Below are 22,029 nucleotides of genomic sequence, written 5' to 3'. Positions count from 1 at the left end.
GCGGATCGTTCTGCGCTTCGTTCGAATTCACACCAGACTCGACTTCGTGCACCGAGCTTTGGTTCCCTCGGCGGCGGATCGACTGGCGATGGATCAGGCGAAGTAGTGCCCCTGGTCGAGGTCCTCGACGAGACCGGGCTCGACGGGCCGCCAGCCGAGCAGGTCTCGGGTCAGGGCGGCGGAGGCCGACTGGTCGACACCGAGGAGGCCGCCCAGGAAGCCGAACTCCTCGGGCGGGAGCGGGCCCGCCGGCAGGCCGAGATGACGGCCGATCAGCGTGGCGATCTCGCGGATCGGCACGCCCTCGTCGCCGACCGCGTGCAGGACGGATCCGGCCGGCGCCTCCTCCAGGGCGAGGCGGTAGAGGCGGGCGGCGTCCCGGACGTGGACGGCGGGCCAGCGGGTTGAGCCGTCCCCCACGTACCCGGAGACGCCCTTCTCGCGGGCGAGCCGGATCAGGGCCGGGACGAAGGCGCGGTCGCCCTCCCCGTGCACGCTGCGCGGCAGCCGGACGACCGACGGACGGACGCCCCGGGCCGCGGTGTCCAGCGCCGCGCGGGCGTTCGCGTCCCGGCCGGCCGCCGGGGTGCCGGGGGCGGCGCCGTCGCGCTCGGTCGCGGCGCGGCCGGGTGCGCCCGGTGTTCCGGAGGTGACGACGAAGGGCTTTCCGGTGCCCTCCAGCGCGGCGCCCAGCACCGCGATGGCGCGCCCGTCGACGCGGACCGACTCCTCGAAGCGGCCGAAGTCGTGGATGAAGGCCAGGTGGACGACCGCGTCCGCCGCCACCGCGCCGGCGCTCAGGCTCCCGGGGTCGTCGAGCGCGCCGCGGTGCACTCCGGCCCCGGCCGCCTCCAGCGCCGCCGCGGACCGGTCGGAGCGGGCGAGCCCGACGACCTCGTGCTCCGCGGCCAGCAGTTCGCGGACGACGGCACTGCCGACGAAGCCGGTGGCGCCGGTGACGAACACGCGCATGATGCATTCACTCCTCGTGGGTACGGCTCGGTGCTTCCAGCGTCGGCGGGCGGGGCGTTCGCCGTCCAGGTCCTGTTCCGGACCGCGCAATACGGATCAGGCATCACCGCTGGTCAGGCCCCGGATGGGCGACGCCCCCGGGAGACCGGGGATTACGCTGGGGACATGGCCGACCCATCCCCGCCGGACCTCGACCTCCGCCTCGTGCGCTACTTCACCGTGGTCGCCGACCACCGCAACTTCGGCCGCGCCGCCGCCGAGCTGCGCGTCGCCCAGCCCTCGCTCAGCCGACAGATCCGCCGCCTGGAGCAGCAGCTCGGCGCACGGTTGCTCGACCGCACCCCACAGGGCAGCCGGCTGACCGAGGCGGGCGAGGTGTTCCTGTCCCGCGCCCGCGCGCTGCTGCGCTCGGCCGCGCAGGCCGCAGCCCACACCCGGGCCGCCGCCGAGCCGAGCCGGATCACCGTCGGCTACACGGCCAACCTGATCGTCACTCCGGCCGTGCGCGAGCTGCGCCGGCGCCACCCGGACGCCGACGTGCACACCCGGCACCTGGCCTGGAACGACGCCCGCCAGGCCCTCCTGTACCACCGGGCCGACGCGGTCGTCACCCGCCTGCCGCTCACGACGGACGGGCTGCACGTGACCGTCCTCCACGACGAGCCCCGGGCCCTCGTGGTGCCGGCCTGGCACCGCCTGGCCGGCCGGGCGTCCGTCACCCTCGACGACATCGCCGACGAGCCGCTCCCCCGGGTCTCCGACCCGGCCTGGGACGCGTTCTGGCGGATCGACCCCCGCCCGGACGGCCGCCGGGCGCCCGACGGACCACTCGTCGCGGCGAACGAGGACAAGTTCGAACTCGTCGCCGACGGCCGGGCGGTGGCCCTCGTCCCGATCGGCCCCGGGCGGTCCGCGCCGCGCCCGGACCTGGTCGTCGTCCCGATGGAGGGCGTCGAGCCGAGCCACGTCGTGCTGGCGGTGCGGGCCGGCGATCGCGGCCGCCTGGTCGCCGCCTTCCGGACGGCGGCGGAGGCACTGCTGACGGGCGCACCGCGGGGTAGCCTGGACTCATAGCCTGCGCGCAGATAATCTACGGACGGATTACCTCTTCCCCGCTTCCGGAGGCGCCCCATGTGGACGTACGAGCACAGCGTCGAGACCGATGCCACCCCCGAGGCCATCTGGCGCCTGTGGGCCGACGTCGACCACTGGGGGGCGTGGAACGCCGACATCGTGAGCATCCGGATCGACGGCCCGTTCGAGGCCGGCACCGGCATCGTCATGACCCCGTGCGGGCAGGACCCCGTCCACCTGCTCATCGCCGAGGCCACGGCGGGCGAACTCTTCGTCGACGAGGCCAGGATCGACGGCCTCGTCCTGCGCACCACCCACCGGCTGGAGCGCGGCGAGCGACTGCGCACCCGGGTCACCTACCGGATGGAGATCACCGGCGACGCGGTCGACCTGACGGGCCCGCAGCTCGGCCCGGCCGTCACCGCGGACTGGCCCGTGACCATGGCCGCCCTCGTCGCCCTGGCGCGCGGCTGATGGCGCCCGGCCCCGGCGACAGCCCCGGGTTCCTGCTCTGGCACGCCACGCTGCGCTGGCAGCGCGACATCGCCGCCGCGCTCGGCCCGCTCGACCTGACCCACGTCCAGTTCGTCCTGCTCGCCTGCACCTGGTGGCTCAACTCCCAGGGCGAGCACCCCAACCAGCTCGCCCTCGCCCGCCAGGCCGGCACCGACGTCAAGATGACCTCGCAGGTGCTGCGCGCCCTCGAAACCAAGGGCCTGATCGAGCGCGAGGTCGACCCCTCCGACACCCGCGCCAAGCGCCTGCGCATCACCGGGGCCGGTGCCGAGTTGGCCCCGCGCGCGATCGCCGCCGTCGAGGCCGTCGACGCGGAGTTCTTCCGCCCGGTGCCCCGCGACGACACTCTGGCCCTGCTCCGCCGCCTGGCCACCGCCCCGGAGGCGTGACCACCCGCCGAGACCCTTCCGTCCGCGCCCCGGAGGCGGCGCCCCTCGGCCGCCGTCGGCCTGCCGCCCGGCGACCCGAGATCCCGGACGGCGTCCGACGGTTCGGCCCGTTGTCCGTGCGCCGGGGACGAGGTCCGGGCGCTCGTTCAGCTCCCCGGTGGCGAGCCGCCGTCGGCCGTCGCCTTCCGCAGGACGGCGGCGGCGCGCTCGTGGTCGGCGTCGGAGCCGCGCAGGGCCGGGGTGGCTCCGCGGGACTCGTGCGTCACCGGGCCTCCGCGCCGGTCCCGGTGTCGGGGCGGGACGCGTCGAGCAGCAGGCGCACGCGGTCGGCGACGACGGCCGGCTGCTCGGCCTGGATGAAGTGGCCCGAGTCGGCGCGCTCGAACCGGCCGTCGGGCAGCGCCTCGGCCAAGCGGCGCTGGTGCTCGACGAGTCCGGCGTGGTGCCGCCCCCGGCCCGGCTGCGGACGGGTGGCCGAGAGCAGGACGGTCGGGCACGTGGGCGGGGCGGGCGGCTCGGCGCGGAAGCGCGGGATCGCCTCGGCCACGGCCTTGATCTCCTTCCTCGTCTGCGCCATGCCCGCCGGGACGAAGTCCTCCGCCAGCATGGTCGCGTAGGTGTCCGCGGGGAAAGCCCGCCGGACGTTCCCACTGGTCAGGCGGGCCAGCGGCCGGAGCCGGACGAGTGTCTGCATCACGGCCAGGCTGCGGTCCACCTGGGTGACGGTCCGGTCGAACGTGTCGTAGACGGGCGCGGTCTCCGCCGTCGGGTCGAGCAGCAGCAGCCCGCGCAGCCGCGGCCCCAGCGCCTCCGCGGCGCGGCGCGCGACCAGGCCGCCCATGCTGTGCGCGACGAGCACGAAGCGGCCGGGCACGACCGCCTCGACCAGCGCGACCAGGTCCGCGGCCATGTCGTCGATGCTCAGCCCGGCCTCCGTCCGGCCGCTGCGGCCGAAGCCGGCGCGGTCGTACGCCACGAGGCGTGCCCGGTCCGCCAGCAGCGGCAGTACCGGATCCCAGCACGTGCGGCCCATTCCCCCGCCCGCTTCGAACACCACGTGGTCCGGTCCCGTGCCGGACTCCTCCACGTGGACGGACCGGCCGTTCACCGGCACCGCCCGTCCCGTCGACTGGCGCATGTCCCCTCCGATCGCCGTCGATCACTGGTGGATCGCCAACATTTCCAGTTTCGATAATAGTACCGAGTGTGGAATCGTAAAGCCCATGGACACTACGGACGTGCTTCTCCACCCGGTGCGGCTGCGCGTCGTGCACGCGTTCGCCGGCGACCGGGTCCTGACCACCTCCCAGCTCTGCGAGCGCATGCCCGAGGTGCCGAAGGTGACCATGTACCGGCACGTCGGCGTACTCGCCGAGGCGGGCTTCCTGGAGGTGGCCGACGAGCGGCGGGTGCGCGGCACCGTCGAGCGGTACTACCGGCTGCGCCGGGACCGCCCCTCCGTCGGCACCGCCGACGCCGCCGCGATGACGCCCGACGACCACCGCCGGGGCTTCGCCGCCGCCATGGCCGTCCTCATCGCCGAGTTCAACGCCTACCTCGACCGCGAGGGCGCCGACCCGGTGGCCGACGGGGTCTCCTACCGGCAGGGCACGCTGTGGCTGAGCCCGGAGGAACTCGGGCGGATGACGGGCGACCTGCTCGCGGTCCTGGGCCCCTACCTCGCGAACGAACCGGCGCCGGGGCGCAGGCCCTACCTGCTCAGCCCGATCCGCTTCCCCGCCGGCCCGGCGTCGGAGGAGGGCGACGACGCACCCTCCTGAGCATCCGTCCGGCCGGGCGGACGGGCCGTTCGTCCGCGCCCGCTCTCGGCTGCACCGGGGCCGGTCCGCGCCAGCGGGCGAACCGGTCGGCGGGTTGAGGAGGCGGATCCACTCCGCCTCGCGCGCCGGTCCACGTCATCGGGCCTCTCAGCGCGCAGCCGCCGGCAGATCGGCGCGAACCGCTCGGCGGCGACGCCCTCCCGTCGCCCACTCCGCCGGAGTCCGGAAACGCAGTGGCCGACATCGCCCTTCTCCCCCGGACCCTCACATTCCGGCCAATTCCCGCCGCACGCACACCGGATGACTACCCGGGCGGCAGGATGGCCGACGGGCCCGCGCCACGCCCCGGCCGGGCCTCGACGACCATCGGAAGGGACGGATCCATGCGCAAGAACGCACGGCGACTCAGGGCGGCGGCGACCGTCTGCGCCGCCCTCGTCGGCGCGGCCGGCCTCCTCGCGCCGACCGCCCAGGCACAGGCGCACGGCGGGGCTCCGGCCCACGTGGCAGTGGCCGCGGCCGGGCTCCGGGCGCAGGACGCGACGCCTCCCGGTACCCAGGTGCAGTCCACCACGGTCACCCGCCCCGACGGCACGCAGGCGCAGGTCGCGATCTTCTCGACCAACTACGTGACCGGCCAGACCATGTGGTACCGCTCGCAGAGCACCCCCGGCGGCGCGTACGGCGGCTGGAGCCAGGTCAACGGCATGGCGCTCAACTTCCAGAACCTGGTGCTCACCGTGGCCGCGAATGCCGATGGGAGCCTGGAGGTCTTCACCATCGGCTACCAGTCGACCGTCCTGGTCCGGATGCACCAGTCCGGCGAGGACGGGGCCTGGTCGGCGCCCGAGGCGTTCGGTCCGTCCCCGGCGAGCGTGCCGCGCTTCTTCGGCCCGCCGGTCGCCTTCACGAAGGCGGACGGGACGCTGGCGTTCTTCGAGGTCTACCAGGGCTCGGGCGCACCGCGGCTGTACGTCAACGAGCAGAGCACGCCGGGCGTTTGGGGTTCCTGGACCGACCTCGGGACCGGCCCGCTGCCCTCCTCCGTCGCCACGCCGTCCGCCGTCACGCAGGCCGCGGACGGGACACTCGCGGTCGTCGCGCACATGTGGAACGCCCCGTCGATGTACGCCAGGATCTCCGAGCAGACCCCGGGCGTCTGGGGCCCCTGGCAGACCTGCGCGACGGCCGGCTGCACCAACGGCTGACGGCTCCCCGGCCCGGAGGGCTCTTTCGACTGGTCGTCGGATGCCAGGCGGGTGAACACTGCGCGGTTCTCCACCCCGCCCGGCAGCCGATCGGCGATAACGGGAGGCGCGACAACGGCGGGGCTTCGAGTCACCGCCGCCCGCACCTTCAGCCGAGAGGACGACAGATGCCCGTGGCCAACTACGGCGTGCTCGCCGCCAGAGCCGTCGAGAGTACGCGCGAGGCGGCGCAGGTCTCGACGCCGCACTACCAGATCCACGTACGCGACGACGGCGGCACCGACTACCGGATCGCCGTGAACGTCAGGTCGCAGACCACGCCGCCGAACCTGCTGTACGTCGCCATCGACGACTTCCACCACCCGCTGACCCAGCTGCTGCCGGCAGCCGGCAGCGGCTGGCACCCCGAGCCGTCCCGGGCCGGCACGGCCAGCCTCGACTTCATCCGCGGGAACCTCTTCGACCCGGCCACCATGCGCGTCCTGCCGGCCGACGTCCCCGGCCTCAACAACGACCTGGAGGACCTGCTCGACCACTACGTGCAGCGTGCCATCGCCGACCGGACCATCGGCCTCTACGTCTTCGGCCAGCGCTGGCCCACCGACGCCGGTGACAAGGTCTTCGACTTCCAGCCGGGAAACGGCGTCCACGACATCCACATGAACCAGGGCAACGACGCCGGGCACGCCGGCGACGACGGGGTCTGGCAGGACGGCGGCCTGCTGCTGCACCTGGCCTCGGAGAACCGCTGGGTGGCGGTCTTCCTGGCCTTCCAGTCGCAGGCGTGGCACACCGACGACACCACCGGCCACGCCCTCGCCCCCACCCGGCCCACCACCCCGCACCAGGAACCGATGCGGATCTCGGCCGCGCTGGTCAACCCGGTCGCCCCGGCGCCGGAGACGGTCACCCTGGTCAACACCTCGGCCGCGCCGATCAACCTCCAGGGATGGCACCTCAGCGACCGGCAGCAGAACGTGCTCCCCCTACCCGACACCGAGCTCCAGCCGGGTACCTCCACCACCTTCCCGGCCGCGAACGGCTTCCGGTTGGGCGCCGACGGCGGCGCGATCACCCTCCTCGACCCGTCCGGCCTCAAGGTCCACGGCGTCGCCTACACCCGGAAACAGGCATCCGTCCCCGGCCAGACCCTCACCTTCTGAGGATTCCGACGGCCGCCCTGGCCCGGGAGCACTCGGCTGCGGATCACCGGCGCCCGCACCGCGCCGCCGCGGGTGACCGTCCAGGACGGGCGCCCCGGGCCGGACGTTCGAGCTCGCGGACTTCGTCGAAATCCAGTGGGCTCCGCACCCGCGCTGAGGATCCTAGGCGGCGGGACCACCCTCGAGTGGGGGGCCGCCCCTCGCCACCCGGAAGGGAGCGAGGAGCGGAGCACCGAAGGCGCGCGGCGGATTCACGACGTGGCATCCGGGTGTTCGCCCGGGCCCTACTGCCCCAGCACCCCGCTCGCGCGCAGTTCGGCGATTCGCTCGTCGGGGTAGCCGAGGGCGCGCAGGGCGGCGTCGGTGTGGGCGCCGAGGGCGGGGACCGGGCCCATGGGGAGTTCGGAGCCGGTGAAGTCGAACGGCGGTAGCAGGCTGCGGACTTCGCCGGCCGGGGTGGCCACCGGGCGCCAGCGGTCGCGGGCGGCGAGTTGGGGGTGGTGCAGGAGGTCGGCGACGTCGTTCAGGCGGGCGGAGGCGATGGCGAGCGCGTCCAGGAGCTTGATCGCCTCGTCGGCCGTCATGGTCGCCGTCCGGCCGCCCACCAGGGCGTCGACGAGTCGGCGGCGGCGCACCCGGGCGACGTTGGTGGCCCACTCGGGGTCGTCGGCGAGGTCCGGGCGGTCCAGGAAGCCGGTGGCGAAGCGGGCCCACTCGCGGTCGTTCTGGATGCCGATCATGACCTCGTGGCCGTCGGCGGTCGGGTAGGCGTCGTACGGCGCGATGGCCGGGTGGGAGAGGCCCGCACGGCCCGGGGAGTGGCCCGCGCCCTGGGTGTAGTGGACTTGGTGGCCCAGCCACTCGGCGGTCGCCTCGAACATCGACACCTCGATGGCGGCGCCCTGTCCCGTGGCGGCGCGGCCGACGAGCGCGCCGAGCGTCGCTGTCAGCGCGTACATCCCGGCGGCGATGTCCGAACTCGGCACCCCGGTCTTGGCCGGCCGCTCGGGCGGGCCGGTCACCGAGGCGAGTCCGGACTCGCACTGGATCAGCATGTCGTAGGCGCGCTTGTCCTGGTAGGGGCCACCGGAGCCGTAGCCGGAGAGGTCGACGGTGACCAACCGCGGGTGCCGGGAGCGCAGTTCGGCGGAGGCGAAGCCCAGGCGGGCGGCGGCTCCGGGCGCGAGGTTCTGGAGGAAAACGTCGGCGCAGGCCACCAGGTCGGCCAGCACGGCGCGGCCCTCCGGCGCCTTCAGGTCGAGGGTGACCGACTCCTTGCCGCGGTTCAGCCAGACGAAGTGGCTGGCCAGCCCGTTGACACTGTGGTCGTAGCCGCGGGCGAAGTCGCCGCCGTCCGGCCGCTCGATCTTCACCACCCTGGCCCCGAGGTCGGCGAGGTGCCGGGAAGCCAGCGGCGCGGCCACCGCCTGCTCCAACGCGATCACCGTGACACCCGTGAGTGGCAGCGACACCCGGACTCCCTCCCTTGTGAGCGGATCGGGACCTACCCGCCGACGAGCGGGTTCAGTCCGCGCCGCCAGATGGCGTCGAACTCCCCGGAACGGACGGCGGTGACGAAGAACCGCCGCGCTTCGAGCCGGAAGACGATCACCGGCCTCTCCGGGCCCGGTACCTCGAGCCGCGGGCGGGCAGGGCGGGCGAGCCGATCGGTCGAAGTGGACCGCTGGCACCCCGCGGCCTGCACCGCCCGCGGCTTCACCTCACGAACCCGGATCGCCGTCCGGATGACCGCACCGGACCAGCACGGTGACCTGCCGATCTGGGACGAGCCGTTACCGCGCCAGGCGGCCCAGGAGGGACGAGGCGGCGGCGATGCCGAGGAGTGTCGCCCCCGTCAGTACCGCGAAGTCGAGCGGGAGGTGGGACGGGGTGCCGATCAGGAGGCCGCGCAGGGCGTCGACCTGGTAGCTGAGGGGGTTGGCCTTGCTGACGGCCTGCAGCCAGCCGGGCATCAGGGCGACCGGGTAGAGGGCGTTGGAGCCGAAGAAGAGCGGCATCGTGATCGCCTGGGTCAAGCCTGTTTCACAACCTATTTCTGCCACCTGCGGACGGGCCGGCGGCCGGGCATCAGACTATCTGTGCATGGCCGGCGGATGCTCGGGCGAGCGGCTGCCCCACGAGGGGGCGGGAAGCTTTGGGCGGTGTCCTGCCGGTGGTGGGGTCGGGCATGTCCGGGGGGCCGTAAGCTGGCGCGACTCGGTCAGGGCTTCTGGGCCTGACCGCAATTTGGCCGAGTGGCCCCCCGGGCTTGCCCGACTCGGGTTCCGCCAGTGGTAGGTGCGTAAAGCTTCCCGCCCCTGGCCCCCGCTGCCGCGCGGCAGCCATGAAGCCGAACAAAGCCCCCTTGCCTCGCGCCGTCGGGGGCTTCAAGTGCCTGCACTGCTCAGACTGTTCCGAACTCTCCAGCACGGACAGCGGAGACGAAGGCAGACCAGCCGTCGGCGCTGATCTCCAGCTCAGGTCCACTCGGGTCCTTCGAGTCCCGCACGGGTACGACACGGTCGGCCGTGGCGAGATTCAGCGCGACCTCGATGCAGTTGCCGCCGTCTCCCTCGCTGTAAGTGCTCTTCTTCCAGTTGGCATGGCGGCTGGCGTAGAACGTCGGCACGGGACTGGTGGTCATGTTCCTAAGCCCTCTCATGACGGATTGGATCAAGCGGGCGGTGTCGGAGGCAGACAGAGCCTGCGCGCGAAGTCGATCATAGGCCCGGAAGCGCTCAGCCACGGCGGCGGCGTCGTTGATCATGTGACCGCTCCCGAGACTTTCGGCGTAGGCCCATCGCTCGCCGTCCGCTAGCTCTATGAGGGTGATGGTTCCTGTAGCCCCGGTGCGCTCGCCCAACGAGAAGGGGGCAACGTGAATGTTGATGTTCGGATACTGCTGCGGAAGGTCGAGCAGGTGCTGTAGCTGCTCGTACATGACCCCCGGACCCCCAACAATCTGCCGGATGACACCCTCGTTAAGGACAGAAACGAGTGGCGGCCCGTCCGGCTCAAGGAAGCGTTCCTGCCGCGCCAGCCGGGCACGCACGATCTTCTCGACGTCGACCGGGTCGGCGTCCGGTCCCTTTACGTAGCGCACGAGAGCGCGAGCGTACGACGGCGTTTGTAGAAGCCCCCAGATTCGCGCAATGTCGTACCCGCGCACCCCCACCGATTTGGCTTCGAGACCGGCGTAGAGGTCAAACCAGTCTGGGTGCTGGATTTCCCGCTTCCAATCCACTTGGTCCCATGCGGCAGTCAGCTGTCCACCAGTGCCCAGGGCAGCGTCACAAGCCTCCGCGAACTCTCGTACGGGTCCGCGCTCCAGACCTTCAACCTTCGTGACGTAGCTGGAGCTGTATCTGACCCTTCGACCTAGCTCCGCGCACGAGAGGCCTGCGCGTTCACGACTGTCACTCAGAAGCCAAACCCAGGCAGCCGGGGTGAGGGTGACCTTGCGGGGCCGTGCTCGTCTTCCGGCCAACGCCAACCTCCAATCGGGACAGACCGTTTGTCCTGATGCCAGGTATACACGACCCCCTACCCCATGCAGTTGTCTGGTTACCGCTCAGCAGTGACCGGAAGGCGGCGGCATGGACCTCTTCGCGCCCCATGGCGGGCAGCTCGTCTTTGACCAGCTCAGTCGGCGGACCGGTGTCTACATGGACACCATAGGCGGCAAGCACTACCTCCGGCCGGCGGCCGGCGGGTGCGAGTGGACGGCGGATCCGATCGACGTCAGACCGGTGCCCCCGGACTTGGAATACGCCAACCCCGCCGGAGCGCCCCGAGGGTCCGTCAACCTGGCGGGTGCGTGAGACCGCCTCGGGTACACACGGCGCATGCTGCCACGGCGGTCGCCACCGGACTCGCCTTCGCCCTGGTGGCGGATCTGGCCATACGAGGACAGCCGTACGGCTACCGGGCCCTGGTCATCATTTTGGCCTTCGCCTCCATGTTCGGCTGCGCGGTCGTCGTTGCCGAACCCCTACTTCAACACGATCAACCCGCACACGGAAAGGCGCATCGAATGAGTGATCAGCCGCCCAAATGCGACTGCGGCACCGTGATCGACCCGGACCCGCCGGGAAAGGACGGCACCCCCACGTGGCGATGCTCCTGCCGCCGGTTCGGGTACCTGTTGCCGGAGGACTACTTGGCCGAGCACCCGGAGGAATCGGCCGTGCAGGTCTGCGGCCGGAAGCGCATCGCGGACGTCCCCGCGTCGGTTGCCGCGTGAGAGCGTCGTCCTGGGCCCGGCGCTGGCTCCACCGAATCAGGCATCCAGTGATCACGATCGAGATGCTATGGGGCCTGAAAGGCCAGTTCTCCTGGCCCGTGACACTGTTCAGTCCGAGTCGCCGGCGGATCCGTCGAGATGACGGCGCTCCGGTACCTCTGCCGCCCTCCGATCACTATCTAGACCCGCCGAAGGAGAAGCCTCGATGGTAACTCCCAAGGTTCCACGCGAAGTTAACGTCGAAGTCGTGCCTGCGACGGGCTATGAGCTGGAGATCGAGGGCGCGCATGTCTTCCCCTTCGTGTCCGAGGACGACATGGAGAGATTCCCCGACAGGGTCATAACGGATCTTGTTCGAGATGAACTGTCTCTCGATGATGACGTGCCGCTCGTGGTGATCATCAAGGACGAAGGCGGGGATCTCCGCAGGATCGAACAGCCAAGGAGGGTCGAGTAGTCCCTATAGCCTCCCGCACTCCCGCCCCGGGACTGCCAGTGGGCGGGGCGTCCCAGTACGGGAGAGGTCCCGTCCGTACGCGCATCCCCCGGCGCGGACGGGCGGGGCCACACAGAGGCGCGACCCGGGGCAGGCTACGACGTCAACGAGTGGTTTCCCCTGGCGAGGCCAAGGAGCGGAGTTGCTGACCGGGACCGCAGTTGAGCAGGTTCAGCAGGTACTGGCCGTAGCCGCTCTTGCGCAGTGGTTCGGCCAACTCGCGCAGTTGCTCGGCGTCGATCAGCCCGGCGCGCCAGGCGGCCTCCTCAACGCAGCCGATCTTGATGCCCTGCCGGTCCTCGATCGTCCGAACCCAGACGGATGCCCGGTCCAAATCCTCGGCCGTGTGGACGGACAGCCAGGCAGTTCCCGCGTACAGGAGAATCTCGGTGAGCTGTCCGGCCCTCGTGTAGTGCGCGCTGACGCGGTGCAGGCCCGTCGCAGAGCGCTGGGAGGGGATCAGGGAACGCGCAATGCCGGCGGCCTGGTCGTCATACAGGTACAGCCCGGCGCGCACGGTGTTGCGGTGGCGAGTGGCAACGCGGTGCGTGTAGATCTTCGCGCCCTTGGGGGCGGCGGCGAAGTCGGCGATGAGGGAAGAGACGGAGACGAAGTCTTCGCCGTGGAAGATACCGTCCCCGGCGATGAGGGCTACGGGCGCGTTGTCGATGAAGTCCAGGCCGGTGCCGATGGCCTGGTCAACGTCGCCGGGGTCGGGCTGGGCCGCGTATTCGAGCCGCATGCCGATCTCGTGCCCGTCGCCGAAGCGCTGCACGTGCGGCAGATCCTCGGGAGCCGTGATGACCAGGACCTCCCGGATGCCGGCCTGGATTAGACCAGCCAGCGGATAGCAGAGCATCGGCTTGTCGTAGACCGGGAGGAGTTGCTTCGAGACAGCCCGGGTGAGGGGCCCAAGGGCCTCTGCGGGGCCGCCGGTGAGGATGATTCCGCGCATGAGATCAGAGTAATGCCTTCAAACTATGGGAGTTGACGACGCGTGAGATGGCTCATCACGGGTGCAGGGGGACTGCTCGGCCAGGCGGTCGAAAGGGCTCTCGAACACGAGGAGATCAGTGCGCTGAAACACACGGCGTTGGACATAACCGATCCCGTCACGGTGGCGAAGGCGGTCGACGGCCATCAGGTAGTGGTCAACTGCGCTGGATACACCCGGGTGGACAACGCCGAGACCCACGAGGACAAGGCCAACGCCGTCAACGGTTACGGCGCGCTGACCCTGGCGCGAGCCTGCGCGCACACCGGCGCGCGGCTCATCCACGTCAGCAGCGACTATGTCTTCGACGGCCGCAGCACCGTCCCCTACAGGGAGGACGCGACACCCCGGCCGTTGAACGCATACGGGCGCAGCAAGTTAATGGGCGAGCAGGCGGTGCAGCAGGTACTGCCGCGCACCGGCTACGTTGTGCGGACGGCGTGGCTGTACGGCGCCGGGGGGCCAAGCTTCGTGGCCACGATGCTGCGCCTGGGGCGGACGGGCGAGACAGTAAGCGTGGTGGCCGACCAGTTCGGGCAGCCGACGTGGACGGCTGATCTGGCGCGGCAACTGGTGGCGCTGGGGCATTGCAAGGACGCGCCGGCGGGGATCTACCACGGCACCGCGAGCGGGCAGGCTAGCTGGTTCGACCTGGCGCGGGAGGTGCTCCGGTTGACCGGGCTTGATCCCCTGCGGGTGCGGCCGATCACAACGGCCGAGTACCCGTTGCCTGCTCGCCGGCCGGTGTTCGGTGTGCTGGGCCATGAGCGCTGGAAGTTGGCAGGAATCCGGGAGATCGGACCCTGGCGCGACCGTCTCACCCTGGCCCTGAGCGATCCCGTCTTCCGGTGAACCGTAAGGCCGGGCAACCGATCCTGCCGGGCCCCGTCCCGGTTCGCCTGGGCGGGGCTACTTCATATCTGGGTCCGGCCGCTGGTCGGCCGGGACGACCATCGAGCCCTTGCCCCATCGGGTGGTGATGAGGCCCTGATCGCGCAGTACGTCAAGGGCTCTGCGGATGGTCATCCGTGCCATGCCGAAGCGGGCGACAAGATCGCCTTCTGAGGGGAAGGGGTCCGAGTCATACAGGCCTTCGCCGATCTCTCGGATCAGCTCGGCGGCCACGGCCTGGTAAGGCGGGATCCGCTTCGGACGCGGCGCGGGACTCTCGAACATGCAGGCAGGGTAAGCACTTGCTGATCTTTGGACAACTTAGACAGGTAGACCTGTAGACAACTTAGACAGGTCGGGCTACGGTCGAATCTCAACAAACACAGAACCCCGGCGACCGCGCCAACGGTCCCGGGGCATGGCCGACGCTTTCGAGGAGCGACGACATGGCCAAGCTTATCGTTCTCGTGTTCCTGTGGATTCTGCGCCTGGCCCTGCCGGCGCGCGGGGAACACCGAGCCGTTCCCATCCGTCCGGAGCACCGGGAGGCGCCGACCATCTGCGGGTGGCGCCGTCCGATCCCGGCTCACCTGCTGGCCCGCACGATGCCCCTGGGGCCCGCTCCGCTCGTTCCCCGGTACCTGGAAGCCTGGGAGCAGACTCCCCCCGCCGAGAAGGCCGCCGCATTGAAGCAGCAGGCGGACGCGCATGCGGGCCAGTGGGAGAAGATTCGGCAGCGGCGAGCGGCTGCGTTCGCGGCGCAACTCGACCTTCCCGACCCGCTTCACTGGCTCGATGACGCGACCGACTGTCGCGGGGTTCTCGCCGGGCGGGGTGCCTGATGTCGCGGGCATTCGTCAAGGTGCTGTCGGACGGCACCCGGAAGGGAAACACGCGGGGACTGCGGAAGTGCCTGCGGGAGGGGTGGACCATCTTGGGTGGCGCCTACTGCTCGGTGGAGTACTCGCCGCGGGCCAAGAACGATCCGCGGCCGTGGTCGGATGGGGTCCTGCGTTACCGGGCCCTGGACTGCTGGGCAGTCCCGCCGATCGTGGCCGAAGCCCTGGCGACGTTCGGCACTGAGAGTTAACTCGGCGGGCGTCGACAACAGGCCCGCTGGCGCTCCTGCCAGCCGTTACACTCGTCAGCCCCCGGCCTCTGCGGTCGGGGGCTGTCGGTTTGCTCGTGACGGTCTGCACAGGGGAAGAGCACATGCCGGAGTGGGAAGGCGAGGGGCGGCCCGATGAGAATGGAGAGATCTTTCTCGGTGGCGGCCCGAAGCTGGAAGGTGTCGACTACGAGGGACCGTGGCTGGAGGCGCGTGCCGCCGCCGAACAGCTGAACGCCATTCTTACCGGTCTGGGCCTTCAAGGGCCCGATCTTGTGCGGGCGCAGGCCGGGTGGTCCGACGACGGGCACGGCGTGGTGTTCCTGAAGGGGACCGCGTCCGGGGCCCGGCGGCTCGGGGAGGTGCTCGACCGCATGGCGGGCCGGAATGAGTGCGGATCCACGTGCGGCGAGTGAGCCCGGCCTGACCCTGCGGGCTTTCGCCTCAAGAGTGTCCGGTCCGGGTCGGCCGGCGCCCGGCCGGGACCGGCCGTCAGGCCGCAGCCCGGCCGGGGCGGCGGGCCGACAGGCGGCGCTATGCGCCGCCTCCTTGAGTGAGTGAAGAAGGTTTTCGACAACGACGGCGATCACGGGCTCTCCACTCCTGGTTGCTTCCGATGAAGCGTCAGCTCGCTCTACTCGGCCGTGGGCGGATTGAGCCCTAGCAGCACCACTCCAGCGACAAAGGCGCCACAAGCGGTGCTCACCTTAGGGTCCACCTTCCGAACTGCAATATCTTGCAGGCAGAGAAGACCGTTGTTGATCACACCTTTCTCCCTGTCCGAAAGCGGCGGAACAATCTGGGCAAGAGTCTGCCGAACCTGCTCAATATAGGCAGCATGACTGGGCGACGAATTACTCGTGGTCGTTGTGCACTTGTACGGCGACCAAGCCCCAGTCTCGCCTTGGCCATTTATTGCGCGCACATGGAAGCACTTATATGTGCCCTGCGCGAGGCCGCCCCACGTGTAAGTATTCTGATTTACATTCACGAAGCGCGTGGTCAGACCATCGCTGACTTGGTAACCCTCCACATCGCCAACCTGACTCCAGCTGACTGCCACGCTAGTGGCCGCCGGCGCGACACTCACTGAAGGGGCAGCAGGCGGAACGGCCGATGCCACGGGTGCCGACAGCGTCACGGCCACTCCCGCCATCACACCTGCCACACTTACCGCTGCAAGTTTACGATTCCACTTCTTCATGGCTAACTCACCCCAATGCAGCTACTGTACGAGATCACCCCTGATGAAGAATTAAGTTCTCAAGACTCATTTCAGCACAGCCACCCAAATGACGCAAAGACCTCAGCTGCGAGGCGTGCCAACGATTGCACAGGTTGACAATTCCAACGAGTTACCGTCGGCCACCAGCATCACGCACGGTGATTCGAGCGGGTCGCCGAAAAATACGGACGGCCAATCAGTAGTCCTGTCGTTGCAAATAACACAGGCCGGGCGGGGACTCGCTTCAGCTGCCGATATCTACCGGATAACCGGGCGGTGGGTGATCGTCAGTTGGGTTGCACCTGCGGTCATGGTCAGGGTTTCGAGCATGAGCGGCTTAGCGTCCTGCTGGGTCTGGGTGACGCGCTGGGACACGAGCACGGGCACCCCTTCGGCCATGTGCAGGGCCGCGCGCTCGTCGGGGTTGGGCATGCGGGCGCTGACGCCCTCGCGCCACTCGATCGCGCCGTGTGCTGCGGCCAGCGCTGCGTAGGCGTCGGTGTTGAACACCTCGGGCTGCTGGGCGAGAAGCGTGCCGGTGATCTGCTCCATGGGCAGAAGTGCCGTGTAGCGGGCGCGGATTCCGCTGCTCTCGTGCGTGTAGAGGCGCTGAACGAGGAAAGCGGCTTCGCCCTCCTCGGTACCCAGCAGCTCCGCCGCGCTGGGTTCCAGGCGCACCCGGAAGACGGTGGGCTCTTCCGCGTCATCCCATCCGGCCGGGCAGTGGTACTGGTCGCCGAAGCACAGGACCGTGCGCTCGATGAGGATGGTCGCTTCGGGTTCCGGCTGGGGGCCCCGCACAAAGGTGCCGCGTCCCTGCTGGACGTCGAGCAGTCCGTCCGCCCTGAGTTCGGCGACGGCCTGACGGACGGTGGGGCGCGAGACCTGGTAGAGCGCGGTGAGCTTCTCCTCGGTCGGGATCTTCTCGCCTGGTCGCCACGTGCCGCGTGCGATGGCCTTGCGCATCTCGCGCGCGACCTGCTTGTAGAGCGCCTGCCCTCTCACTGCCGCCACTTGGGCCCCCTTGGTGACGACTCGTTCGTAGCCGTCAGGTCCGTTATCAAACAGAAATTTAGGTCCCGTCGCCGCTGCTCAAGCCCCTTGCGGCGACCGTAATTCAGCAGTCGTCAGGATGAATGCCCTTGCGCTCGGAGTCAAGTGCGCTCATCATCGACCTCCCACCAAATTCATCATGACGACTGACCTAACGGGCGGTCGTTCGGGAAGGAGTGAGAGGGACATGACCTTGAAGAACTTGCCGCTCGACGCGGCGCGGCTGGGCAGCGCGCTGTGCGTGTCGGTGGAGGAGAAGACGGATCCCGACACGGGACAGGTGAAGGCCGACCGGGACGGGCTGCCGGTGTGGACGGTGGGCGTCGCGGTCCGCCCCGAAGGTCGTAAGACGGCGCTGATCGAGGTAGCGGTGTCGGGCGAACCGGTGGGCGTCGAGGTCGGGCAGCCGGTCCGGCTGGTGGGCCTGGAAGCGTTCTGGTGGGAGATGAACGGGCGCATGGGCCTGTCCTTCCGCGCGGCGTCGGTGGTTCCCGCGTCCGCCTCGGCGCGGCCGGCGTCGGGTGAGGGGTCGCGTGCCTCCGGCGGTGCGAAGTGAGCGGCAGGGCGCGTGACTGGCGGGACCTTCGGGAGAGGCTGAACGACCTGGGCGACCTGGCGGCGGAGATCGCTCCGGATCTGGACTGGGGAGCGTACCGGTTCCTGTTCGCGATCATCGCGCAGATGGCGCAGGACGCCTCCGCGCTGGCGCGGGACCTGGAGACGGAGCTGTGCAACCTGGCGGCGGAGACCGGCGTTGAGTTGCCGCCGCTGGACCTGGACGGCGGTGGTGGCGGTGAGTGAGGAACGGTGGCGGGCCCTGGTTGGGCCCGGCCGTCCCACTCGGGAGGCTAGGTCGGCGGTCCCCGGCACGGCGGACTGGAGCACCCGGGCGTGCGGCTCGCTGCTGGAGGTGTCGATCGCGGCGGGGATCATGACCGCCTACACCGCTCTCCTGTACTACGCGAAGCCGGTGTTCGCGCTGATCCAGGGAGTGGCGCTGCTGGTCGGTGTCCACATGCAGCCGGTGTTCGGGTTCTTCGGCTGGGCCCTGCCGGTGGCGTTCTTCGGCTGGCAGTGGGCCCTGCGGGGCCGCACCGGGCAGTCACTCGGTCAGCGGGTGATGCGGATCGTGACCGTGGACGAGGACACCGCGCGCCCGCTCGGCCCGGCCCGGTCCATTGTTCGGAGCCTGCTGCACGTGGTGGACATCGCGCCCGGCTTCTTCGGGCTGATCCGGCCGGTCGTCCATCACCGGCGGCAGACCTGGGCGGATCAGATCAGCCGGTCGCTGGTGGTGGAGATGGACGTGATTCTCGCAATCGCGGAGGTGAGGGAGTGAACACGATCAACGCTGCGGCAGCCAACCCCGGCCTGGCGTCGGTGCCGTACGGGGTGTGGGTGCTGGGCGCGCTGGGGCTGGTGATGGTCGCGCTGGCGGTGGCGTCGCCGTCGCTGCGGCGCCGCAACCCCCACGCGTGGTGGGCACTGTGCGGGTTCCCCGCGACGCTGGTGCGGGTGGTGTGGACCTGGCGCAGGCTCGCCGACCTTCAGGGGCTGTCGGTGCCCAAGCGACCGGCGATGGCGCTGCTGGGCAACGTCGTGGTGCAGGGCCGGGCGCTCAAGCCCATCAAGCCCCGGATGGGACTGCCCCGTTGGCGCCGGGGCGGGCTGGTGGTCCGGGTTCGTCTGCACCCTGGTCAGGTTCCGGAGGCCTACGAGGCGGCGGCGGAATCGATGGCGCACGCGTGGCGGGTCTTCGCGGTGCGGGCGGCGTCCGATTCGCGCGGAACGGTGCTGCTGGAGGCGAGTGCGTGGGATCCGCTGAGCGTTGCGGCGGAGCCGTTCCGGGGTTCGCTCGGCCTGCTGTCGGCGGTCGCCGGCCTGTGGGAGGACGGGGCGCGGTGGCTGATCGACCTGCGGCAGATCCCGCACTGGCTGATCGTCGGCGCTACGCGTTCCGGTAAGTCCACCCTGGTGGCCTCGCTGGTGTCGCAGTGGGCGCGGCAACGGGTCGCGCTGGTCGGCATCGACCTCAAGGGCGGCATGGAGCTGTCGTTGTTCGGGCCTCGCCTGTCGGCGCTGGCGACCAACCGCAGCGAGGCGGCCGAACTCCTGGGCAGGCTGGTGGAGATCACCCTGGGCCGGATGGCCCTGTGCCGCGCGGCCGGGGTCCGCTCGGTGTGGGAACTGCCGCCGCCTGAACAGCCGGTGCCGGTGATCGTCATCGTGGACGAGGTGGCGGAGCTCTACCTGACGGCGACGAGCGCCGACAAGGCGGAGGTGGCGCAGGTCTCGACGGCGTTCCTGCGGCTGGGGCAGCTCGGCGCGGCGCTCGGTGTTCACCTGGTGGTCGCCGGCCAGCGGGTGGGGTCCGACCTCGGCCCCGGGGTGACGGCGCTGCGTGCGCAGTTGGCGGGGCGGGTCTGCTTCCGGGTGTCGGACAAGGGCACGGCGGAGATGGCGCTGGGTGACCTGGACCGTGAAGCGCTGGATGCGGTGCAGGCCATCTCCGTGGACACGCCCGGTGTGGCGGTGGCCTTCGGTGCACGGGGCGGGGGCTGGATGCGGGCGCGCTCGCACCTGGTGACCCCCGAGCAGGCGCAGGAGACCGCAAAGCGCTTCGCGCACCTGGCGCCCGCCCTGAACCACCTGTACGCAGGTGGTGCCTCGTGATCGTCATCGTGCCCATCACCGCGTTCCTCTTCGTGATCGTCGTCCTGCAAATCCGCTCCGGTGAGCTGAAGATCTGGCAGACGATCTTGGTGGGGGTGCTCGGCTTCTACCTGGCGCAAACCCACCTCGCCGACCCGATCGCGGCGGCGGTGACGTGGTTCGTCACAGGCCTGACCCACTCCCCCGCCCCCTAGTCGAACTGGAGTTCGCGTGAGTCGACCACGGGCCGTCTGGTCCCCGTCGTCCGTCGTCCTCGGCCACACCGGGCCCTACCTGGTGTGGCCGGGACGGCCCGTCCTGCCCTGGAGACATCCCCCATGAACGACCCTTACGAAGACCCTGCCGCCAGGCGGACGTTCCTGGCACAGGCAGAACGGCTGCGGCATCTGGACGAGGTGGATCGGGACCTTGTCCGCCTGGGACAGATGCCGGGCCTGTCGCGGTGGCTGGAGCAGATCACCGCGACCGGCGGGTGTGCGCGCCCGGTATACCTGACCGGAGCGTCCGCCACGTTCGACACGGTGTCGGGTGCGATGGTGCGCCGGTACAGCACTGCGGCGGAGCCCGGGGAACGACTGGCACTGCGCTGCCGCAACCGCCGTTCCTCGCGGTGCGGCCCCTGCTCGTGGCTGCATCAGGGCGACAGCTGGCACCTCGTGCACGCGGGGCTGGCCGGCGGGAAGGGCGTCCCGGCCGTGGCAGGAGCGCATCCGCTGGTGTTCCTGACGCTGACAGCACCGTCCTTCGGCCGGGTGCATCGGGCGGGCCGCTGCCACCGGGACCAGCCGGGGACCTGCGAGCACGGCAATCCGCTGGGCTGCGGACGGGCCCACCCGGATACCGGGCGCTTGGTCGGGCAGCCATTGTGCTCCGAGTGCTACGACTACCCGGGGCATGTGCTGTGGAACGCTCACGCTGGCGCACTGTGGAAGGCCTTCACCGACAACCTGTACCACCACCTTGCAGCGCGGGGCTCGGTGAGCCGTTCCGGTGTTCGACGGGTGCTGCGGGTCTCGGCGGTGAAGGTAGCGGAGTACCAGCGGCGCGGCGTGGTCCACTTCCACGCTGTCGTGCGCCTCGACGGCGCTGACGGACCCGGCGAACCGCCCCCGCCGTGGGCGACAGTTGATGTCCTCCTGGACGCGTCCCGAACGGCGGTCGCGGCGGTTTCGCTGCCGGGGCCCGTGTCAGCGGCCTACGGTGAACGGCGGCTGCGGTTCGGCGCGCAGATGGACGTGCACGAGATCGGCGGCGGGCAGGAGGCGCCGGTCAGCGCTGAGAAGGTCGCCGCCTACGTGGCGAAGTACACCACCAAGGGGGCGGAGTCGGCCGGTGCCGTGGACCGGCGGGTGACGAGCGCGGCGGAGATCCGCGCCTTGCGGCTTTCGGCTCACATGCGGGCCCTGGTGGGAACCTGCTGGCAGCTGGGCGCTGTGCCGGAGCTGGCGCATCTGCGATTGCGGGCCTGGGCTCACATGCTCGGCTACCGAGGCCACTGCCTGACCAAGACCCGCGCCTACTCGACGACGTACCGCCGTCTGCGGGAAGAACGCGGCGAACACGTCCGGGGCGGGCCCGCCAACGGTGACGAGGTCACTGTAGGGAACTGGCGGTTCGCCGGGGCAGGCCTCGGGCCCGGTGAGGCGCTGATCGCTGAGGGTATCGCAGCGGACCTTCAGCGGACCCGAGAGATCGCCCGTGACCACCTGCCCTTCGGGTGGGTGGGTGGGGCGCGGCGAGGACCCCGGGGGGCTGAAGTGGCCGGGCACACGGGGGCTGATCATGGCGGATGAGATGGCGGGGGATACGCCGGCCACTGCCAAGGACGCACGGGCGTCCGAACGGCACAGCCGTGCCTGGCACTTGGAAAGAGTCTGTTCGCGCTTTCCTCGCCGGATCAGTCCGGAGAGTGCGGAGCGACTGGTGCAGTTACTGGAACCTCCTGAAGAGACACCACAGAACCGCTGACGGCCGACTGGGATCCCTCTCGGGGTAGTCCCAGCCGGGCCTCGTTTGTCAAGTAGGCCGCGAATAGCGGGCTGTCACCGTGCGGGGCTGCGTGCGCGACTCCCTGGGTCGACACTACTGAACTTGATCGGGTGATGTCGGGGCCGTTCGCCTGACAGGCGCCGGACGGCTTCGGTAGGACTGATTTGTGAGATACGCGCAGGGCGGCGGCTTGACCGACGCCGAGAGGGCCGCGCGCGAGCGGATCCGGCTGGAGGCAGTCGTCCGCTTCGAGG

The 22,029-nt window shown here is 70.4% G+C and carries 25 protein-coding genes and 1 pseudogene; 17 read left to right on the top strand and 9 right to left on the bottom strand.

The window, feature by feature from the left end; all coding sequences use genetic code 11:
- Positions 1-93 precede the first annotated feature (93 nt).
- Entirely contained in the window at positions 94-972 is an 879-nt protein-coding gene (locus AB0C76_RS38430; protein WP_359974669.1) for an SDR family oxidoreductase, read from the bottom strand.
- A gap of 165 nt (positions 973-1,137) precedes the next feature.
- Here AB0C76_RS38430 and AB0C76_RS38425 point away from each other — a divergent pair, with 165 nt between their 5' ends.
- From AB0C76_RS38425 to AB0C76_RS38415, 3 genes are read left to right on the top strand one after another with little or no spacing between them, the layout of a single operon-like run.
- A complete protein-coding gene (locus AB0C76_RS38425; RefSeq protein WP_359974667.1) occupies positions 1,138-2,046 on the top strand; it encodes a LysR family transcriptional regulator in 909 nt (302 codons plus the stop codon).
- A 57-nt stretch (positions 2,047-2,103) separates the two neighbouring features.
- A complete protein-coding gene (locus AB0C76_RS38420) occupies positions 2,104-2,520 on the top strand; it encodes an SRPBCC family protein (RefSeq protein ID WP_359974666.1) in 417 nt (138 codons plus the stop codon).
- Positions 2,520-2,951 carry a MarR family winged helix-turn-helix transcriptional regulator gene (locus AB0C76_RS38415; protein ID WP_359974665.1) on the top strand — a complete coding sequence of 144 codons (432 nt, stop codon included), beginning with the start codon at positions 2,520-2,522 and terminating at the stop codon, positions 2,949-2,951. The genes AB0C76_RS38420 and AB0C76_RS38415 overlap by 1 nt, the downstream gene beginning before the upstream one ends.
- A 262-nt stretch (positions 2,952-3,213) precedes the next feature.
- On the opposite strand, the gene AB0C76_RS38410 is transcribed toward AB0C76_RS38415, so the two are convergent.
- Positions 3,214-4,089 (bottom strand): alpha/beta hydrolase, encoded by an 876-nt coding sequence (locus tag AB0C76_RS38410; protein WP_359974663.1) that lies wholly within the window; start codon positions 4,087-4,089, stop codon positions 3,214-3,216.
- A gap of 85 nt (positions 4,090-4,174) precedes the next feature.
- Between AB0C76_RS38410 and AB0C76_RS38405 the strand changes: the two genes are divergently transcribed.
- The 3 genes from AB0C76_RS38405 (at position 4,175) to AB0C76_RS38395 (ending at position 7,103) form a co-directional block, all read left to right on the top strand.
- The gene (locus tag AB0C76_RS38405; protein ID WP_359974661.1) at positions 4,175-4,732 is read left to right on the top strand and encodes a helix-turn-helix domain-containing protein; all 558 of its coding nucleotides are present in this window, start codon (positions 4,175-4,177) and stop codon (positions 4,730-4,732) included.
- A 383-nt stretch (positions 4,733-5,115) separates the two neighbouring features.
- Positions 5,116-5,940, top strand: a complete 825-nt coding sequence (locus tag AB0C76_RS38400) for a hypothetical protein (RefSeq protein ID WP_359974659.1) — start codon at positions 5,116-5,118, stop codon at positions 5,938-5,940.
- 167 nt (positions 5,941-6,107) lie between these two features.
- Entirely contained in the window at positions 6,108-7,103 is a 996-nt protein-coding gene (locus AB0C76_RS38395; RefSeq protein ID WP_359974657.1) for a DUF2278 family protein, read from the top strand.
- Positions 7,104-7,387: 284 nt separating this feature from the next.
- On the opposite strand, the gene AB0C76_RS38390 is transcribed toward AB0C76_RS38395, so the two are convergent.
- The 3 genes and pseudogenes from AB0C76_RS38390 to AB0C76_RS38380 all read right to left on the bottom strand — a co-directional run bounded on the left by AB0C76_RS38390 (position 7,388) and on the right by AB0C76_RS38380 (position 10,590).
- The gene (locus AB0C76_RS38390; protein ID WP_359974655.1) at positions 7,388-8,575 is read right to left on the bottom strand and encodes a CaiB/BaiF CoA-transferase family protein; all 1,188 of its coding nucleotides are present in this window, start codon (positions 8,573-8,575) and stop codon (positions 7,388-7,390) included.
- Positions 8,576-8,896: 321 nt separating this feature from the next.
- A pseudogene (locus AB0C76_RS38385) lies at positions 8,897-9,142 on the bottom strand (ABC transporter permease); the annotation flags it as partial.
- A 365-nt stretch (positions 9,143-9,507) separates the two neighbouring features.
- On the bottom strand, positions 9,508-10,590 hold the full coding sequence (locus AB0C76_RS38380; protein WP_359974654.1) for a Scr1 family TA system antitoxin-like transcriptional regulator: 1,083 nt from the start codon (positions 10,588-10,590) through the stop codon (positions 9,508-9,510).
- 399 nt (positions 10,591-10,989) lie between these two features.
- On the opposite strand from AB0C76_RS38380, the gene AB0C76_RS38375 reads away from it, so the two are divergent.
- Together AB0C76_RS38375 and AB0C76_RS38370 are read left to right on the top strand one after the other, a co-directional pair.
- A complete protein-coding gene (locus AB0C76_RS38375) occupies positions 10,990-11,346 on the top strand; it encodes a hypothetical protein (protein ID WP_359974652.1) in 357 nt (118 codons plus the stop codon).
- Between the two features lie 205 nt (positions 11,347-11,551).
- Positions 11,552-11,803 carry a hypothetical protein gene (locus AB0C76_RS38370; protein WP_359974650.1) on the top strand — a complete coding sequence of 84 codons (252 nt, stop codon included), beginning with the start codon at positions 11,552-11,554 and terminating at the stop codon, positions 11,801-11,803.
- A gap of 142 nt (positions 11,804-11,945) precedes the next feature.
- Here AB0C76_RS38370 and AB0C76_RS38365 read toward each other — a convergent pair whose 3' ends face one another.
- Entirely contained in the window at positions 11,946-12,797 is an 852-nt protein-coding gene (locus AB0C76_RS38365) for a sugar phosphate nucleotidyltransferase (protein ID WP_359974648.1), read from the bottom strand.
- A 42-nt stretch (positions 12,798-12,839) separates the two neighbouring features.
- Between AB0C76_RS38365 and rfbD the strand changes: the two genes are divergently transcribed.
- Positions 12,840-13,688, top strand: a complete 849-nt coding sequence (gene rfbD, locus AB0C76_RS38360; protein WP_359974647.1) for a dTDP-4-dehydrorhamnose reductase — start codon at positions 12,840-12,842, stop codon at positions 13,686-13,688.
- Positions 13,689-13,745: 57 nt separating this feature from the next.
- Here rfbD and AB0C76_RS38355 read toward each other — a convergent pair whose 3' ends face one another.
- Complete coding sequence (locus AB0C76_RS38355; protein ID WP_359974645.1) at positions 13,746-14,012, bottom strand: GntR family transcriptional regulator; 267 nt, start codon at positions 14,010-14,012, stop codon at positions 13,746-13,748.
- Between the two features lie 161 nt (positions 14,013-14,173).
- On the opposite strand from AB0C76_RS38355, the gene AB0C76_RS38350 reads away from it, so the two are divergent.
- Entirely contained in the window at positions 14,174-14,569 is a 396-nt protein-coding gene (locus AB0C76_RS38350) for a hypothetical protein (protein WP_359974643.1), read from the top strand.
- A gap of 370 nt (positions 14,570-14,939) precedes the next feature.
- Positions 14,940-15,251: a hypothetical protein gene (locus AB0C76_RS38345; protein ID WP_359974642.1), complete on the top strand. Its 312-nt coding sequence runs from the start codon at positions 14,940-14,942 to the stop codon at positions 15,249-15,251.
- A gap of 218 nt (positions 15,252-15,469) precedes the next feature.
- Here AB0C76_RS38345 and AB0C76_RS38340 read toward each other — a convergent pair whose 3' ends face one another.
- The gene (locus AB0C76_RS38340) at positions 15,470-16,039 is read right to left on the bottom strand and encodes a fibronectin type III domain-containing protein (RefSeq protein WP_359974640.1); all 570 of its coding nucleotides are present in this window, start codon (positions 16,037-16,039) and stop codon (positions 15,470-15,472) included.
- 279 nt (positions 16,040-16,318) lie between these two features.
- The gene (locus tag AB0C76_RS38335) at positions 16,319-17,074 is read right to left on the bottom strand and encodes a GntR family transcriptional regulator (RefSeq protein ID WP_359974638.1); all 756 of its coding nucleotides are present in this window, start codon (positions 17,072-17,074) and stop codon (positions 16,319-16,321) included.
- A gap of 226 nt (positions 17,075-17,300) precedes the next feature.
- Here AB0C76_RS38335 and AB0C76_RS38330 point away from each other — a divergent pair, with 226 nt between their 5' ends.
- The 6 genes from AB0C76_RS38330 (at position 17,301) to AB0C76_RS38305 (ending at position 21,579) form a co-directional block, all read left to right on the top strand.
- Complete coding sequence (locus AB0C76_RS38330) at positions 17,301-17,669, top strand: hypothetical protein (protein ID WP_359974636.1); 369 nt, start codon at positions 17,301-17,303, stop codon at positions 17,667-17,669.
- Entirely contained in the window at positions 17,666-17,914 is a 249-nt protein-coding gene (locus AB0C76_RS38325; RefSeq protein ID WP_359974634.1) for a hypothetical protein, read from the top strand. Before AB0C76_RS38330 ends, AB0C76_RS38325 begins: the two co-directional genes overlap by 4 nt.
- Complete coding sequence (locus AB0C76_RS38320; protein ID WP_359974632.1) at positions 17,907-18,452, top strand: RDD family protein; 546 nt, start codon at positions 17,907-17,909, stop codon at positions 18,450-18,452. Before AB0C76_RS38325 ends, AB0C76_RS38320 begins: the two co-directional genes overlap by 8 nt.
- Positions 18,449-19,786: an FtsK/SpoIIIE domain-containing protein gene (locus tag AB0C76_RS38315; RefSeq protein ID WP_359974630.1), complete on the top strand. Its 1,338-nt coding sequence runs from the start codon at positions 18,449-18,451 to the stop codon at positions 19,784-19,786. The genes AB0C76_RS38320 and AB0C76_RS38315 overlap by 4 nt, the downstream gene beginning before the upstream one ends.
- Positions 19,783-19,980, top strand: a complete 198-nt coding sequence (locus tag AB0C76_RS38310) for a hypothetical protein (RefSeq protein WP_218200465.1) — start codon at positions 19,783-19,785, stop codon at positions 19,978-19,980. Before AB0C76_RS38315 ends, AB0C76_RS38310 begins: the two co-directional genes overlap by 4 nt.
- 123 nt (positions 19,981-20,103) lie before the next feature.
- The gene (locus AB0C76_RS38305; RefSeq protein WP_359974628.1) at positions 20,104-21,579 is read left to right on the top strand and encodes a replication initiator; all 1,476 of its coding nucleotides are present in this window, start codon (positions 20,104-20,106) and stop codon (positions 21,577-21,579) included.
- Positions 21,580-22,029: the final 450 nt, after the last annotated feature.

The sequence above is a fragment of the Kitasatospora sp. NPDC048722 genome (assembly GCF_040650235.1).
Classification (GTDB): Bacteria; Actinomycetota; Actinomycetes; order Streptomycetales; family Streptomycetaceae; genus Kitasatospora.
The sequence above is the reverse complement of the archived record's forward strand: the minus strand, read 5'-3'. Positions and strand labels throughout refer to the sequence as shown.

Bases quoted from the DNA above. Each gene is read 5' to 3' on its own strand.
- AB0C76_RS38355 (WP_359974645.1), bottom strand. From the start codon at position 14,012: ATGTTCGAGAGTCCCGCGCCGCGTCCGAAGCGGATCCCGCCTTACCAG.
- AB0C76_RS38400 (WP_359974659.1), top strand. From the start codon at position 5,116: ATGCGCAAGAACGCACGGCGACTCAGGGCGGCGGCGACCGTCTGCGCC.
- AB0C76_RS38350 (WP_359974643.1), top strand. From the start codon at position 14,174: ATGGCCAAGCTTATCGTTCTCGTGTTCCTGTGGATTCTGCGCCTGGCC.
- AB0C76_RS38420 (WP_359974666.1), top strand. From the start codon at position 2,104: ATGTGGACGTACGAGCACAGCGTCGAGACCGATGCCACCCCCGAGGCC.
- AB0C76_RS38425 (WP_359974667.1), top strand. From the start codon at position 1,138: ATGGCCGACCCATCCCCGCCGGACCTCGACCTCCGCCTCGTGCGCTAC.
- AB0C76_RS38430 (WP_359974669.1), bottom strand. From the start codon at position 972: ATGCGCGTGTTCGTCACCGGCGCCACCGGCTTCGTCGGCAGTGCCGTC.
- AB0C76_RS38370 (WP_359974650.1), top strand. From the start codon at position 11,552: ATGGTAACTCCCAAGGTTCCACGCGAAGTTAACGTCGAAGTCGTGCCT.
- AB0C76_RS38345 (WP_359974642.1), top strand. From the start codon at position 14,940: ATGCCGGAGTGGGAAGGCGAGGGGCGGCCCGATGAGAATGGAGAGATC.
- AB0C76_RS38340 (WP_359974640.1), bottom strand. From the start codon at position 16,039: ATGAAGAAGTGGAATCGTAAACTTGCAGCGGTAAGTGTGGCAGGTGTG.
- AB0C76_RS38305 (WP_359974628.1), top strand. From the start codon at position 20,104: ATGAACGACCCTTACGAAGACCCTGCCGCCAGGCGGACGTTCCTGGCA.
- AB0C76_RS38365 (WP_359974648.1), bottom strand. From the start codon at position 12,797: ATGCGCGGAATCATCCTCACCGGCGGCCCCGCAGAGGCCCTTGGGCCC.
- AB0C76_RS38415 (WP_359974665.1), top strand. From the start codon at position 2,520: ATGGCGCCCGGCCCCGGCGACAGCCCCGGGTTCCTGCTCTGGCACGCC.
- AB0C76_RS38395 (WP_359974657.1), top strand. From the start codon at position 6,108: ATGCCCGTGGCCAACTACGGCGTGCTCGCCGCCAGAGCCGTCGAGAGT.
- AB0C76_RS38405 (WP_359974661.1), top strand. From the start codon at position 4,175: ATGGACACTACGGACGTGCTTCTCCACCCGGTGCGGCTGCGCGTCGTG.
- AB0C76_RS38410 (WP_359974663.1), bottom strand. From the start codon at position 4,089: ATGCGCCAGTCGACGGGACGGGCGGTGCCGGTGAACGGCCGGTCCGTC.
- AB0C76_RS38330 (WP_359974636.1), top strand. From the start codon at position 17,301: ATGACCTTGAAGAACTTGCCGCTCGACGCGGCGCGGCTGGGCAGCGCG.